Here is a 14,358-nt window from a genome sequence, read left to right as displayed (position 1 = left end):
GGATAAAAACTTTGGCAACGATTGAATTTTCTAAAGCACAAACAAGTGAAATGGTTGATAAACTTCAGCGTTATTTCAGCGCTGAACTCGATCAAGACTTAGCGCAATTTGACGCTGAATTTTTACTTGATTTTATTGCGAAAGAGCTTGGTGGTCATTTCTATAATCGCGGCATAGAAGACTCCAGACTCATTCTACAAAATCGCCTAGAAACTATCGACGACGACTTATACGCCATTGAAAAAGACCTGTCTTAGCAAGTACTGATACGCCATCACATTGCTGCATTTGTATTAATATTTATTCGTTTTCTAGCGCCGCGAGATAATCTTGGCGATTAATGGCGTATTTTTTTAGCTTTGAAGCCAGTGTGGTTGGCTTAAGCCCCAATAATTGTGCCGCTCCGCCATCACCATAAATTTTCCCTTGGCACTGCGCCATCGCTTTTTCAATGTTATCTTTTTCCAACTGCTTATGCTGCTTTGCGCTCATTAAACTTGTTTGGTTAGCCGGTGAACGCTTTACATTATTCCCCTGATTTTGCACATACGCTTGTTCGCTGGTTAAAAAACTAAAACTCAGCTTATTACCTTTAGCCAAAATAACTTGTCGTTCAATAATATTTTCTAGCTCGCGAATATTACCCGGCCAGCTGTAGTGTTCTAACGCTTGCATTTGTGCAATCGAAATTTGCGGCTGTGGTTTATTAATTCGCGTACACACTTTATTGATAAAGTGCCGTACTAATAATGGTAAATCATCAATACGCTCTCGCAATGGCGGAGATTTAACAGGAAACACATTCAAGCGAAAATACAAATCTTCTCTAAATTTATTTTGTTGCACCAATTTTTTTAAATTTTTATTTGTGGCTGCAATAACTCTGACATCAACATGTCGGGTAGTAGACTCGCCAACTCGTTCAAATTGCTGTTCTTGTAACACACGTAATAACTTACCTTGCAAATGCAAAGGAATTTCCCCGACTTCATCTAAAAACAAAGTCGCACCATCAGCCAGTTCAAAACGCCCAAGGCGGTTTGAAATAGCGCCAGAAAAGGCCCCTTTAACATGACCAAAAAATTCACTTTCAAATAATTCAGCTGGGATCGCAGCGCAATTAACACGAATTAATGGTCGCCCTTTACGATTGCTTGCTTCATGGATCGCGCGGGCAATAAGCTCTTTACCTGTGCCCGACTCGCCAATAATCAACACATTTGCATCGGTTGGCGCAACCAAATCAATTTGATTGACCATATGATTAATTTTTTCACTTTGACCAATGATTTGGTGATGATTAAAGTCGGCATTAATTTCTTCGAGTAAGTAGGCCTTTTCCATTTCTAAACGCCTCTTTAAACTGTCGACTTCTTTCAGCGCTGTTAAAAGTTTTTCTTGCGTGCGCTTTCTATCGCCAATATCACGAAAAATCACCACAGCGCCAATAAGTGTGCCATTGTCAGTTAACGGCGTACTGGTGTATTCAACAGAAATCGGTTTACCGCTTTTTGACCAAAACACTTCATCGTCAACACAATGAACAATGCCATCATTAAAAGCGGCATAAATAGGACAATCAATTGCGTGGTAATGCTCACCACTGGCATAAGAATGATGAATAATATCGTGTATTTTCGCCCCGACTAATTCTGATTTTTTCCAACCCAAAATTTTCTCAGCAGCATCGTTAACAAAAGTCGTATGCCCTTTTGCGTCAACGCCATAAATACCGTCACCAACAGCGCTTAACAATAAGCTGTTTTGTCGTTCTATTTCTTGAAAAATGGTTTCATTTTTATTCCAATGAAACAAACCTGATTGATAGCTCGACTCAATTGAAGAATTATAACGTTGCCCAAAATTAATCAGGCTATCTTCACAGCTTAATAAAATTTTATCTTGAATGAGCACAGCGTTAATTTCTAAAAACACTTCTTTGTTCGCTACTTTAATGGATAAATCATCGCTCCATGCCGAGCCTTGAGAAAGTACATGCTGAGTAAAACTAAATAAGGTTTCTAAATTGTGTGAAAAAAACTCAGTCACGCTGTAGCGCGATAAGTCTGCTTGCTTAAGTGAAAACATTGCTCTGCCGCGCTCATTAATCTGCAAAATCAAATTTTTATTTGGATCAATTAACACCATAGCCGTTGGGGCATTGATAAACAGGCTGTGTAACATAGCAATGTGTCCTCTTTTTTTGCTCGTAAGCGCTGAAATTGCGCAGCGATTTATCTTGTTAATCAAACACATTCAATAACTACGCCAAACAACGATAATTCGTGCTTACGAAAACGAAATTTCGTTTTCCACGAAAATTCGTTGCTAAGTACAAACCAAGTAAAATCAATTATTACTAAACATTATCAACAACTTAAGAATAAATAAAATATTGGCATAGTAATCGCTATCTCATTATTAACTTTACAATAAAGTTAATCGTATGGAGCCACTAAAATTAATATCGCGATAACTTAATTGAATATTGCACAGCAATAGTTCATCGCCATATTAATTTTGCTTCACATTCATCCACAAACTTTTGGAAAATTCATATGAAAAGAATAGATGTAACAGAAGCTATTTTTGCCATTAAGAACGAAAGAAATTTAAGTTGGCAAACCATAGCCGATGCAATTGATATGTCAGTAGTTTGGACAACATCTGCATGCTTAGGCATGAACAGTTGCCCAAGTGAAACGGCTGAAAAGCTGATTGCATTTTTAGGTTTGCCTGCTGAAACTTTTCAGGTTTTAACCGCTTATCCAACCAAAGAATGGGATCACGCTATTCCACAAGATCCATTAATTTATCGCTTATATGAAGTTGTTGGTGTTTATGGCGACACATTAAAAGAAGTGATCCAAGAAAAATTTGGTGACGGCATTATGAGCGCCATTGACTTTTCTATGGACGTAGACAAGGAAGAAAATCCAAAAGGAGACCGCGTAATTTTAACGTTAAACGGTAAGTTTTTACCTTACAAGGCTTGGTAATGAAGAGTGCTTTAATAATAGCGCAAACCATAAATAACAACACATCATCAAAATAAAAGAGAGATATTTCATGGCGTATATAGAACCAAATGAATTTGTCACCAAAATGGTCGACTCGGGTGAACAAAAAGTTTACATGTCTACCAAAGATACCATTATACGAGCTTTCATGGCGGGCGCCATTTTAGGCTTAGCTGCAGTATTTGCGATAACTGTTGCCACTAAAACTGGCAGCCCAATTTTAGGTGCTTGTCTTTTCCCGGTAGGCTTCATTATGCTTTATTTAATGAAGTTTGATCTTCTTACCGGTGTTTTTACCTTAGTACCATTGGCATTATTTGATAAACGCCCAGGTGTTACCGTTAGTGGGATTATGCGCAACTGGGGGTTGGTATTTGTCGGCAACTTTGCTGGGGCGCTCACTACAGCCTTTATGATGTCCTTTATCTTAACCTATGGATATGCCACCGATGGTGGCGCTATTGCGGCAAAAGTTGCAACCATAGGTGAGTCGAGAACCTTAGGCTACCAAGAACATGGTATTGGTGGTTGGTTTACCATATTTATTCGCGGTATGTTATGTAATTGGATGGTTTCAATGGGTGTTGTTGGTGCTATGATCTCAACCTCTGCGGGCTCTAAAATGGCAGCAATGTGGATGCCAGTCATGCTTTTCTTCTTCATGGGCTTTGAACATTCAATCGTTAACATGTTCCTATTTCCATTTTCTATGATCATGGGTGGTGAATTCACCGTTTACGATTATTTATTATGGAATGAAATCCCAACTGTATTGGGTAACTTAGCCGGTGGCTTATTTTTAGTCGGCTTGCCACTTTACCTCACCCATGTAAGAACTTCTCCAGAGCGTAAATTAGCAAAGAAAGAGCAAAAACTTGCTGAATTAACAACATAAACGTAAAGCGTTATTATTTTCAGGCTCTTGATATACAGTATCTTGAGCCTGTTTTAATTGGTACGCTAAAACAAAAATCGCGTTATACCTAACCAATCAACTAAAAGGAAATTTCATGAGTCAACCGCTGAGCGTCACTATTGGTCAAGCAAGCAATAAAGGGCTAAAAGCCATTAACCAAGACGCTATTGGTCATGTTATTCCCGATGAACCTCAGCTCAGTACCAAAGGCGTAGTGCTTGCAATGGCCGATGGCATTAGCTCAAGCAAAGTCAGCCAAATTGCCAGCCAAACCGCTGTTTCAAGCTTTATTGAAGACTACTACTGCACCTCTGAATCTTGGGCTGTTAAAAGCGCAGCACAAAAAGTCATTAAGTCGATAAACTATTGGCTATATGCACAAACTCAAAATAGCCCTTATCGTTTTGATAAAGATAAAGGTTATATCGCAACATTTTCAGCCCTAGTGCTTAAGTCCAACACCGCCCATATTTTTCATACTGGCGATACACGTATATATCGGTTAAGTGGTTCAGGACTAGAACAACTCACCAATGATCACCGGCGTATTGTCTCAGAAGAGGTGAGTTATTTAACCCGAGCACTTGGTATTAACGAACGCCTAGAAATAGATTATCACAGCGAAACGCTTGAACAAGGCGATATATTTATCATCGCCACTGACGGTGTTTACGAGTTTTTAAAAAACAGTGAACTTGTTAACCTGATCCAACACAGTGAGAATTTGACTCGCGCCGCTGAAAAAATTATTGATCATGCTTTGGCCGCAGGCAGTGATGACAATTTAAGCATACAAGTTGTGAGTATTGACCATGTGCCCGACTATCAGCTAGATGAGATACATCAACATATCAGCTTACTGCCCCTGCCACCAAGGCTTGCCGCTAGAATGGAATTCGATGGTTATGAAATTTTACGAGAAATTTATATCAGTAGTCGCAGCCATGTATTTTTAGCGCGCGATTTAACCACGAAACAAACTGTTGTGATTAAAACACCATCAACCGAGCTAAGTAATGATAACCAATACCTCGAACGTTTTATGCTCGAAGAGTGGATCGCCAAACGACTTGATAACCCGCATGTAGTTAAAGCTATCATGTCAAAACGAAAACGTAATTTCCTTTATTTAGTCTCCGAATATATTGACGGTATTTCACTTAACCAGTGGTTAATCGACAATCCAAAACCTACACTTCATCAGGTCAGAGATATCATCGGGCAAGTCGCGAAAGGTTTACAGGCTTTTCATCGACAAGAAATGATCCACCAAGACTTGCGACCAAATAACATCATGATCGATGCAAATAACGTCGTGAAAATTATTGATTTTGGCTCGACTTTTATCGCAGGAGCATCAGATATAGCGCCTGAAGAAGTCATGCGTGGCACGATGCGTTACTCCGCGCCCGAATACTTTTTAGGTCACTGTGGTAGCCAACAGTCAGATATTTATGCCCTAGCGATGATCACCTATCAAATGCTATCAGGTCACTTTCCTTATGGCACAAATTTAACGCAAGCCAAAAGCTTATCAGCACAAAAGCGCATAGCTTATAAAAGTTTAATTAATGATGATTGTGAGTTTCCGATCTGGGTAGACGATGCTTTGCGCAAAGCCTTACATATTGAACCGATTAAGCGTTATTCGGAAATATCAGAATTTATTTATGATCTGCACAAACCGAATAAACGCTTTGTATCTAAACACCGTAGACCGCTTATCGAGCGTAATCCAGTAATGTTTTGGCAGGTGATCTCATTTTGCTTATTACTAACAATTATTGTTCAACAAGTTTTATTAAGTTGATGGATGTTTACGTCGACCAAAGAAGTTTTCCAAAAAGCGCGTACTATTCCTGCCTGTAAAATAAATAACAGTTAATTATCTAGTAACTTTCACGTATAATCGCGCGCACTATTTTTGAGCAATATGATAATTACTCAATCGACACCATTTTAACCTTTTATTAAGCGTGCAACTTTAGCAGTCGCCTTAATAAACCTTAACGGAAATTTTATGTTAGCAGCAAACAACATTACCCAACAATTTGGCGCAAAACCGCTATTTGAAAACATCTCACAAAAATTTGGTGGCGGAAACCGTTACGGTTTAATCGGCGCAAATGGTTGTGGTAAATCGACTTTCATGAAAATTTTAGGTGGCGATTTAGACCAAACTAGCGGTAATGTTAGCTTAGATCCTAACGAGCGCATTGGTAAATTACGCCAAGACCAATTTGCTTTTGAAGAATATTCTGTCGTTGATACCGTGATCATGGGTCATACCGAGCTTTGGGCAGTAAAAGAAGAGCGTGACCGCATTTACGCCTTGCCTGAAATGAGCGAAGAAGAAGGCATGCGCGTTGGCGATTTAGAGTCAGAATACGCAGAAATGGACGGTTACAGCGCAGAAAGTCGCGCCGGTGAATTGTTAATGGGTGTTGGTATTCCAGTTGAGCAGCACTACGGCTTAATGAGTGAAGTCGCTCCGGGTTGGAAACTACGTGTACTACTTGCACAAGCGCTATTTTCAGACCCAGACGTATTATTACTTGACGAGCCAACCAACAACCTCGACATTCATACGATTCAATGGTTAGAAGAAACATTAAACGAACGTGACTCAACTATGATCATCATCTCGCATGACCGTCACTTTCTAAACAGTGTTTGTACTCACATGGCCGACCTTGATTACGGCGAATTACGAGTATTCCCAGGGAATTACGACGAATACATGTTAGCGGCAACGCAAGCACGTGCGCAGTTATTAGCTGATAACGCTAAGAAAAAAGCGCAAATTGGTGAACTTCAAGCCTTCGTTGCACGTTTCTCTGCAAACGCTTCAAAAGCCAAACAAGCGACTTCACGTGCGAAACAAATTGATAAAATTCAATTAGCTGAAGTAAAAGCATCAAGCCGAGTGAACCCATTTATTCGCTTTGACCAAGAAAAGAAATTATTCCGTAACGCCTTAGTATTAGACAAGTTAAACAAAAGCTTCGACGATAACCACGTATTAAAAGATATGTCGTTAATGGTTGAAGTTGGTGAGCGCATCGCGGTAATTGGTGAAAACGGTAGCGGTAAAACTACCCTACTTCGCACTCTAATGGGCGAATGTGAATACAAGCCAACTTCAGGTGAATATACCTGGTCTGAAAACGTGAATATCGGCTACTACGCGCAAGATCATGCCCATGAATTTGAAAACGACATGACCTTATTTGAGTGGATGAGCCAATGGCGTCAACCAAGCGATGATGAGCAAGCGGTACGTGGCTATTTAGGCCGCTTATTATTTTCAGCTGACGATATTAATAAATCAATTAAAGTACTTTCTGGTGGTGAACAAGGCCGTATGTTATTTGGCAAGATCATGATGCAAAAGCCAAATATTTTAGTGATGGATGAACCAACCAACCACATGGATATGGAGTCTATCGAGTCATTAAACATGGCGATGGAACAATTTGAAGGCACCATTATCTTTGTATCACATGACCGTGAGTTTGTATCAAGCCTAGCAACACGTGTTATTGAATTAAAAGAAAATAGCTACGAAGACTTTGCTGGTACATATGATGAGTATTTAGCAAGCCAAGTTTAAGAAGCTAAAAGCGGCAAACTAAAAGCTGCAAGTTTAAAGCTAAAAGTTAACCGTAACGAGTTATGAAATAAAGCTACAAGCAATAAACCTTGTAGCTTCCTTCCTTAAAAAACAAAGAGCGCCATATGCTAAGTTATCGCCACGCCTTTCATGCCGGAAATTTTGCTGATGTATTAAAGCATTCAGTACTGACGTTAGTACTAGAATATATGACCCGAAAAGAAAAAGGGTTTACCTATATCGACAGTCATTCTGGCGCTGGCATGTATAAACTCAGCGATGACTACGCGCAAAAAACCGGTGAATACAAAGACGGTATTGCTAAATTAATCAACCAAGAACTACCTGAGCCTCTTACTCGCTATGTAGAGTTAATAACCGAGCTTAATCAAGGCGACAAACTTGATATTTACCCTGGCTCACCCGGTGTCGCTAAAAGCTTGTTGCGCAGGCAAGACACTGCCCATTTATTTGAATTACATTCAACTGATATCACCTTACTTAACGATTTTTGTCAGCGTTGGCGCAAGGCGCATGTTAAACAAAGTGATGGCTATCAAGGCGTACTAGGCTTATTACCACCACCAAGCAGGCGTGGTGTAGTGTTAATTGATCCACCCTACGAACTAAAAGAAGATTACCCAAAAGCGGTTGAGACCATCATTAAAGGTTGTAAAAAGTTTGCCACCGGTACTTATATTCTCTGGTATCCGGTAGTTAAAAGAGCCTTGGTCGATAATATGATTACGCAATTTCAGCAAAGTAACGTTAAAAACTTGCTACAAGTGGAGTTTTGCCTAGCAGCTGATACAGAAGAATATGGCATGACAGGTACTGGGTTATTTATTGTCAACCCGCCTTGGCAGCTTAAAAGCCAACTTGAGCAAATTCTCCCTTACTTAACTGATCAGCTTGGCAGCGCTGAAACGCAGTTTACACTAGCGCAATTAATTGAAGAATAACGCGAGGCAATTTGCGAGAGCGTTATTGCAATAACTTTTTATTTAACAAACTGTTTATTTGTCAAATTTATCCCATACTTAGTGAGTGAATAAGGATTATAAACACTAGGCGATTTAATGAAGTTTCTGTTTTGTTTGTTATTATTTTCAAGTGCAGTAAGTGCTCAACAATACCATTTTGCTGCAATCAATGAGTTAATTGAACAAGAAGTCGGTAAGCTTGTCTTAACTGAAATTTATCAAAATATCGGCATAGACATCAGCATCTCTTCGCTGCCTGGCAGACGTGCTCAACATGAAGTTAGCCAAGGTAATTTCGATGGTGAAATAATGCGTATCTATAGTTACGGGCAAGAAACACCAACCGTCATTAGAGTGCCAACCCCGTATTACCATCTAGAAACGCGTGCGTTTACTCATCAAAAAAATCAAATAGCTATTAGACGAGCCAAAGATTTAGCCCCCTATTCTGTAGCAATAGTGCGCGGTGTAAAACATACCAATAACATTACCCAAAACCACAAAGACACTCATAAGGTAGAAACAACCAAAGCGCTAATGCAACTTATCGCGATGGAAAGAGCTGATATTGCCTTAACTAACACCTTAGATGGCAATGTTGTGCTTAAAGCGCTTAGATTAAATGAAGTCAAAGCGTTACACCCACCATTAGCTAAACTCAGTTTGTATCATTACGTACATGAAGAGCATCAAGCACTTGTACCCATAATAGATAAAGAAATTAAACGTTTAAAATCAACAGGAATGCTTGCAAAGATGATCAAAGACGCAGAAGATAAAGTCATTGAGGCGCGCTTACAACCACTAAACTCTACTGATTAACGCTGTCATTAAGTGATAAAAACAGCGACTCCAAATACGCCTTGTTTTCTAATTGGCTAAGTGTAATATTTAGCTTGTCTATAACAACTTGATGCTTTTTGCTCGGTGATAACGCAAAATAGAACGGATTTTTCGCCATGCAGCCAGCATTACGAAACTGTGTAAAATCCACATTATTTTTGCTCGCCATCCAGTTAATAACAACATCATCTTCAACAATTATATCTGCTCGCTCTTTCACTAAAAAGTCGATTAAACGCTGGGTCGCATTTAGCCCAGAAATACTCATAACATCTCTATTATCATGAATAAACGTATCTAAGGGCTCACCATAACCATAACTTTGGATCACCAATAATGAATTATCACCCAGTGACATTGGTTGCTGAAATTGCCATTGATTATTTTTGTTGGTAAAAAAGCACATTTGATAATGGCTTACTGGGGATGAAGTAAATATAAGCGCTGGTGCTTCCTCATAAGTCGCAGTAAGTAAACCATCCACTTTACCCTCTTGTGCTAGTTTTACTGCTCGAGACCAAGGGTAGTATTGAATTTTGGCCTTTATATTTTGCTGTGCAAGTAAAGCGGTAATATATGTGCCAATAACACCGTATTTAAAATTTTCATCGCCGCAGGTATATGGACACCACTGGGTAGTCGCTAAAACCAGTGTTTTACCGTCTTTTTCTACATTTTTCTTGGCGGCACTTTCGTTAGCAGCACTGTTATTTACGAAAAACACGCAAATAAAAAGTAAAGCAATCAAACAAGCAAACTGGCAGAAACACTTCATGAAATTACAACAAGTCATTCGACTTTCCCAAAACATATAAAATCGATTTACAAAGCCTCTATTTTAGTTGAGAAATAATGTTATTAGCCTGCTGCCAAATGGCATGCCTTGCTAATTCTTGCCATGAATGGCGACTAGGGTTAAGCATTTTTTTCAGGCGTAGCTCACTTTGTTTGCTCATCTTTAAATTCGCATTATCAATAACTTGTACTGCTGCCGTGCGATTATTGCAAAGCAGTAACATGTCACAACCTGCTTGTTGCGCCATTTCACTTCGCTCAATAAAATCGCCACCGGCTCGAGCACCTTCCATCGACAAGTCATCTGAAAATATAACGCCGTCAAAACGTAATTGTTGACGTAAAACCTGTTGTAGCCAAAACGGTGAAAAGCCAACCGCATGAGGGTCAAATGCGGGAAAAATAATATGGGCAGGCATAATAGCCGCTAACTTTTGCTGAGCGATCAAATCTTTAAACGGCAAAATATCTGTTGTTAGAATATCAGCTTGGCTACGATCATCTATTGGTAAATCAAAATGAGAGTCGGCTTTAACACTACCGTGTCCTGGAAAATGCTTACCGGTTGCCTGCATTCCGACACTGCGCATTCCATCAATAAATGCGCTCGCTAATGGCGTAACTATTGCTGGATTTTTACTGAAACTACGATCGCCAATGACATCGCTAATATCATCAATATCAAGTACAGGGGCAAAGCTAATATCTATGCCAACGGCTTGAACTTCTAACGCCATTAATATGCCACACTGGCGTGAAAGTTCCTGAGCATGAGCCAAATCATTATCTGCATAAGCTAATAAGCTGCCCATGGCTGGAATTGCCGAAAAACCTTCTCTAAAGCGCTGCACTCGACCACCTTCATGATCAACGGCAATTAAAATGTCAGAACGACTAGCTTGGCGAATATCTTTGGTAAGTTGGGCAACTTGCGCAGGAGAATGATAATTGCGCGTAAATAGGATCAAGCCACCCACGAGTGGATGCGCTAAAATTTCTTTGTCTTCTTGTGTTAATGATGTGCCTTGCACATCAAGCATTATCGGGCCCATAACCAAATTCAAATAACGAGATTTGAGCCCTACTTTACTTAACTTTAACTAAAATACAACGGTAAAGTTAAGCTAAATGCTAATCGTCTAACGGAGCGCCAACACCAGCAGCGACGTACGGAATAACTTGTTGAATGACTTCAGCAATGGTGAGGTCTTTATCAAAGTCATTTTTAGCAATATCAATTAACGCATCGCTTGACGACATCGTAAATACCACGGTCCCCATAGTAAAATGTAAACGCCAAAACATATCTTCAGCACTTAATTCTGGATAAGCTTTTTGCACCGCTTCAACAAATAAAGAAATAACTTCTGGGTATTGCGTGGTTAAGAACCAACGTAAAAAGCCCTGACTGTCGGTATAGCCGCGACCTAAAAGTTGTAAGAAATTACTGGTGCCGTTTTCTTTTAACTCGTTCAACGCCAGTAATGGGTCAATAAACGCAGTTAACACTTCTGTAAGTGTTGGCTGTTGTTCTTGTTGACATATATCACCTAATGCGACGGCTAGCAGTGGCGATAATTTATTCATATAACGCGACATCACTGCTTTAATAAGCTCTTTTTTAGAGCCAAAGTGGTAGTTTACCGCCGCCAAATTAACTTCAGCTTTACTGGTGATTTCGCGTAAAGAGGTACCATTAAAACCATGCTCGGCAAATAAGGCTTCTGCGGCATCTAAAATTTTATCTTTTGTACTCATATTATCTTTAGTCTTTTTTAATGGTATCGCTCTACGAATAGAACAAACGATTTAAACAGGTGTTTAAAATAGTCAATTTTGTTAAAAAGATCAACTGTCATTTACAACTTAGCTTGTACAAATCGTAATTTATATAAAAATATTAAAGCTATTATATCGCAGTGTAATGAAGATAAAAGTTGATAAAACAAGTTCTTTTGAATCAAAAAGTAATTGTTTAGACCATTTTGCATTTATGTACAACGCGATTTTTCACCAACATTTACTGTTTAAAACATCGCTATTTAAACAGGCTACATCGGCATATTACGCTTATTTTTAGCGAGTGTGATATTCGTCACAGGCTAGCCGTAACTTTTCATTTACGTAAAAGTAAACTTAGTTTCACTTTTTATTTTCTACGACATTGGTGCTGTTATCGCTTTTAGATATACTCGAAAATCACCATAACTAACTATTACAACACTTTATGAAAACAACCATTAAAACTTCAATTGTTGCGTTATGCATTACCGCCGCCCTCTCTGGCTGTAATGACGATAATAAAAATACAAATGCCCCAGTGCAAGCTAGCCCTCAACAACAAACGTTAACAAGCCAAGATGCAGAAGCCTTTTTAGCAGCAACCGAAAATGAAATGAAAGCGCTTGGCATTGAAGGTGCTCGCGCAGCTTGGATTTATTCAAACTTTATTACTGAAGACACCGCAGCGTTATCTGCCGCTTCAGATCAAAAATCAACCGAGGCCGGTGTACGCTTTGCCATGGAAGCGGCAAAATTTGATGATGTACAAGTTAGCGCTGAACAACGCAGAAAACTAAACATGCTTAAGCAAAGTTTAGTGATGCCAGCACCACAAGATGAAAATAAATCGGCTGAATTAGCCAAAATCGGCTCTGAACTTGGTGGTATGTACGGTAAAGGCAAATACACCACTAAAGCGGGTGAAACCTTAAGCCTAGGCGACATGACCTCAACCATGGCAACGTCGCGTGATTACGACCAGTTATTGGAAATGTGGCAAGGCTGGCGTACGATTAGTCCAGCAATGAAACCGATGTTTGTTCGTCAAACCGAGCTCGGCAACGAAGGCGCACAAGGTTTAGGTTATAAAGATTTAGGCGCAATGTGGCGTTCAAACTACGATATGCCTGCTGATGATTTTGCCAAAGAGTTAGACCGTTTATGGGACCAAGTAAAACCCTTATATGACGATTTACATTGTTACGTTCGCTCAGAGTTAGGTGAGCAGTACGGTGAAGACAAAGTACCACAAGACCAACCGATCCCTGCCCATTTATTAGGTAACATGTGGGCGCAGTCTTGGGGCAACATTTATGATGTTGTTGCACCAGAAGATGCCGATCCAGGTTACGACGTAACTAAGCAATTAGCCAAACATAATTACGACGAGATTAAAATGGTTAAAGGCGCTGAAGCGTTTTTCACCTCACTAGGTTTTGACGCCTTGCCAGAAACGTTCTGGACTCGTTCATTATTTACCAAACCAGAAGATCGCGATGTAATTTGTCATGCTTCCGCTTGGAACTTAGATTCACAAGACGACATTCGCATTAAAATGTGTATTCAAAAAACTGGCGAAGAATTTAACGTTATTCACCACGAATTAGGGCACAATTTCTACCAACGCGCTTATAAAAACCAACCGGTTTATTTCCAAAACAGTGCTAATGATGGTTTCCATGAAGCGATCGGCGATACGATTGCGTTATCTGTTACGCCAAAATACTTAAAAGAAATTGGCTTAATCGATACCATTCCTGATGAGTCAAAAGATATCGGCTTATTAATGAAAATGGCGCTAGAAAAAATTGCTTTTATTCCTTTTGGCTTATTAGTTGACCAGTGGCGCTGGAAAGTTTACTCAGGCGAAATTGCCCCTGAAAACTACAACACTGCATGGTGGGAATTACGTGAGAAGTATCAAGGTGTTGCAGCACCAGTAGCTCGTGACGCTGACGCCTTCGACCCAGGAGCTAAGTACCACGTTCCGGGCGGTGTTCCATATTCTCGTTACTTCTTAGCGCACATTCAGCAATTTGAATTTCATAAAGCCTTATGTGAAATTTCTGGTAATACCGACCCGATTCACCGCTGCTCTATTTATAACAGCAAAGAAGCGGGTAGCGCGTTAAATACCATGTTAGAGATGGGTTCAAGCCAACCATGGCAAGAAGCTTACAAGGTATTAACCGGTAATGAACAAATGGATGCAACGGCAATTTTAGACTACTTCGCGCCATTACATACCTGGTTAAAAGATAAAAACCAAGGTAAGCAATGTGGTTTTTAAGTAAATAAACAAGCTAATACCTTTCAAAAAACCGTGCATTATGCGCGGTTTTTTTTTAGCCAAATATTATTAACAAATTTAGGCTATGCTTAAAATTCAACAAGTAATGATACAAG

General features: G+C 39.6%; 12 protein-coding genes. 8 read left to right on the top strand and 4 right to left on the bottom strand.

Translation table 11 applies throughout. From position 1 onward, the window contains the following. The first annotated feature begins 11 nt into the window (after positions 1-11). Positions 12-257, top strand: coding sequence for a DUF2164 domain-containing protein (locus ACRRSQ_RS03065; protein ID WP_440874222.1), 246 nt, complete (start codon positions 12-14; stop codon positions 255-257). A gap of 43 nt (positions 258-300) precedes the next feature. Here the strand turns inward: ACRRSQ_RS03065 and ACRRSQ_RS03060 are convergent, their stop codons facing one another. After that, a complete protein-coding gene (locus ACRRSQ_RS03060) occupies positions 301-2,184 on the bottom strand; it encodes a sigma 54-interacting transcriptional regulator (RefSeq protein ID WP_440874221.1) in 1,884 nt (627 codons plus the stop codon). 374 nt (positions 2,185-2,558) lie between these two features. Between ACRRSQ_RS03060 and cynS the strand changes: the two genes are divergently transcribed. The 6 genes from cynS (at position 2,559) to ACRRSQ_RS03030 (ending at position 9,354) form a co-directional block, all read left to right on the top strand. Beyond that, the gene (gene cynS / locus ACRRSQ_RS03055) at positions 2,559-2,999 is read left to right on the top strand and encodes a cyanase (RefSeq protein ID WP_440874220.1); all 441 of its coding nucleotides are present in this window, start codon (positions 2,559-2,561) and stop codon (positions 2,997-2,999) included. Positions 3,000-3,069: 70 nt separating this feature from the next. Beyond that, positions 3,070-3,915: a formate/nitrite transporter family protein gene (locus ACRRSQ_RS03050; RefSeq protein WP_440874219.1), complete on the top strand. Its 846-nt coding sequence runs from the start codon at positions 3,070-3,072 to the stop codon at positions 3,913-3,915. Positions 3,916-4,030: 115 nt separating this feature from the next. Further along, positions 4,031-5,746: a protein kinase domain-containing protein gene (locus ACRRSQ_RS03045; RefSeq protein WP_440874218.1), complete on the top strand. Its 1,716-nt coding sequence runs from the start codon at positions 4,031-4,033 to the stop codon at positions 5,744-5,746. 210 nt (positions 5,747-5,956) lie between these two features. Continuing rightward, positions 5,957-7,549 carry an ABC-F family ATPase gene (locus ACRRSQ_RS03040; protein WP_440874217.1) on the top strand — a complete coding sequence of 531 codons (1,593 nt, stop codon included), beginning with the start codon at positions 5,957-5,959 and terminating at the stop codon, positions 7,547-7,549. A gap of 125 nt (positions 7,550-7,674) precedes the next feature. Next, the gene (locus tag ACRRSQ_RS03035) at positions 7,675-8,511 is read left to right on the top strand and encodes a 23S rRNA (adenine(2030)-N(6))-methyltransferase RlmJ (protein WP_440874216.1); all 837 of its coding nucleotides are present in this window, start codon (positions 7,675-7,677) and stop codon (positions 8,509-8,511) included. Positions 8,512-8,628: 117 nt separating this feature from the next. Next, complete coding sequence (locus ACRRSQ_RS03030; protein ID WP_440874215.1) at positions 8,629-9,354, top strand: substrate-binding periplasmic protein; 726 nt, start codon at positions 8,629-8,631, stop codon at positions 9,352-9,354. Here the strand turns inward: ACRRSQ_RS03030 and ACRRSQ_RS03025 are convergent. The 3 genes from ACRRSQ_RS03025 to ACRRSQ_RS03015 all read right to left on the bottom strand — a co-directional run bounded on the left by ACRRSQ_RS03025 (position 9,344) and on the right by ACRRSQ_RS03015 (position 11,928). Continuing rightward, on the bottom strand, positions 9,344-10,168 hold the full coding sequence (locus ACRRSQ_RS03025; protein ID WP_440874214.1) for a hypothetical protein: 825 nt from the start codon (positions 10,166-10,168) through the stop codon (positions 9,344-9,346). The genes ACRRSQ_RS03030 and ACRRSQ_RS03025 overlap by 11 nt on opposite strands. 40 nt (positions 10,169-10,208) lie before the next feature. After that, positions 10,209-11,222 carry a beta-N-acetylhexosaminidase gene (nagZ, locus tag ACRRSQ_RS03020; RefSeq protein WP_440874213.1) on the bottom strand — a complete coding sequence of 338 codons (1,014 nt, stop codon included), beginning with the start codon at positions 11,220-11,222 and terminating at the stop codon, positions 10,209-10,211. 79 nt (positions 11,223-11,301) lie between these two features. Next, on the bottom strand, positions 11,302-11,928 hold the full coding sequence (locus ACRRSQ_RS03015) for a TetR/AcrR family transcriptional regulator (protein WP_440874212.1): 627 nt from the start codon (positions 11,926-11,928) through the stop codon (positions 11,302-11,304). Positions 11,929-12,397: 469 nt separating this feature from the next. Between ACRRSQ_RS03015 and ACRRSQ_RS03010 the strand changes: the two genes are divergently transcribed. Then, on the top strand, positions 12,398-14,242 hold the full coding sequence (locus ACRRSQ_RS03010; RefSeq protein ID WP_440874211.1) for a M2 family metallopeptidase: 1,845 nt from the start codon (positions 12,398-12,400) through the stop codon (positions 14,240-14,242). Positions 14,243-14,358 lie beyond the last annotated feature (116 nt).

It is taken from the genome of Thalassotalea sp. PLHSN55 (assembly GCF_052030545.1).
Lineage (GTDB): Bacteria > Pseudomonadota > Gammaproteobacteria > Enterobacterales > Alteromonadaceae > CANMXU01.
This window is presented reverse-complemented; position numbering and strand designations above follow the sequence as displayed.

Coding starts and splice junctions, on each gene's coding strand:
- ACRRSQ_RS03045 (WP_440874218.1), top strand. CDS start 4,031: ATGAGTCAACCGCTGAGCGTCACTATTGGTCAAGCAAGCAATAAAGGG.
- ACRRSQ_RS03025 (WP_440874214.1), bottom strand. CDS start 10,168: ATGACTTGTTGTAATTTCATGAAGTGTTTCTGCCAGTTTGCTTGTTTG.
- cynS (WP_440874220.1), top strand. CDS start 2,559: ATGAAAAGAATAGATGTAACAGAAGCTATTTTTGCCATTAAGAACGAA.
- ACRRSQ_RS03050 (WP_440874219.1), top strand. CDS start 3,070: ATGGCGTATATAGAACCAAATGAATTTGTCACCAAAATGGTCGACTCG.
- ACRRSQ_RS03060 (WP_440874221.1), bottom strand. CDS start 2,184: ATGTTACACAGCCTGTTTATCAATGCCCCAACGGCTATGGTGTTAATT.
- ACRRSQ_RS03015 (WP_440874212.1), bottom strand. CDS start 11,928: ATGAGTACAAAAGATAAAATTTTAGATGCCGCAGAAGCCTTATTTGCC.
- ACRRSQ_RS03035 (WP_440874216.1), top strand. CDS start 7,675: ATGCTAAGTTATCGCCACGCCTTTCATGCCGGAAATTTTGCTGATGTA.
- nagZ (WP_440874213.1), bottom strand. CDS start 11,222: ATGGGCCCGATAATGCTTGATGTGCAAGGCACATCATTAACACAAGAA.
- ACRRSQ_RS03040 (WP_440874217.1), top strand. CDS start 5,957: ATGTTAGCAGCAAACAACATTACCCAACAATTTGGCGCAAAACCGCTA.
- ACRRSQ_RS03030 (WP_440874215.1), top strand. CDS start 8,629: ATGAAGTTTCTGTTTTGTTTGTTATTATTTTCAAGTGCAGTAAGTGCT.
- ACRRSQ_RS03010 (WP_440874211.1), top strand. CDS start 12,398: ATGAAAACAACCATTAAAACTTCAATTGTTGCGTTATGCATTACCGCC.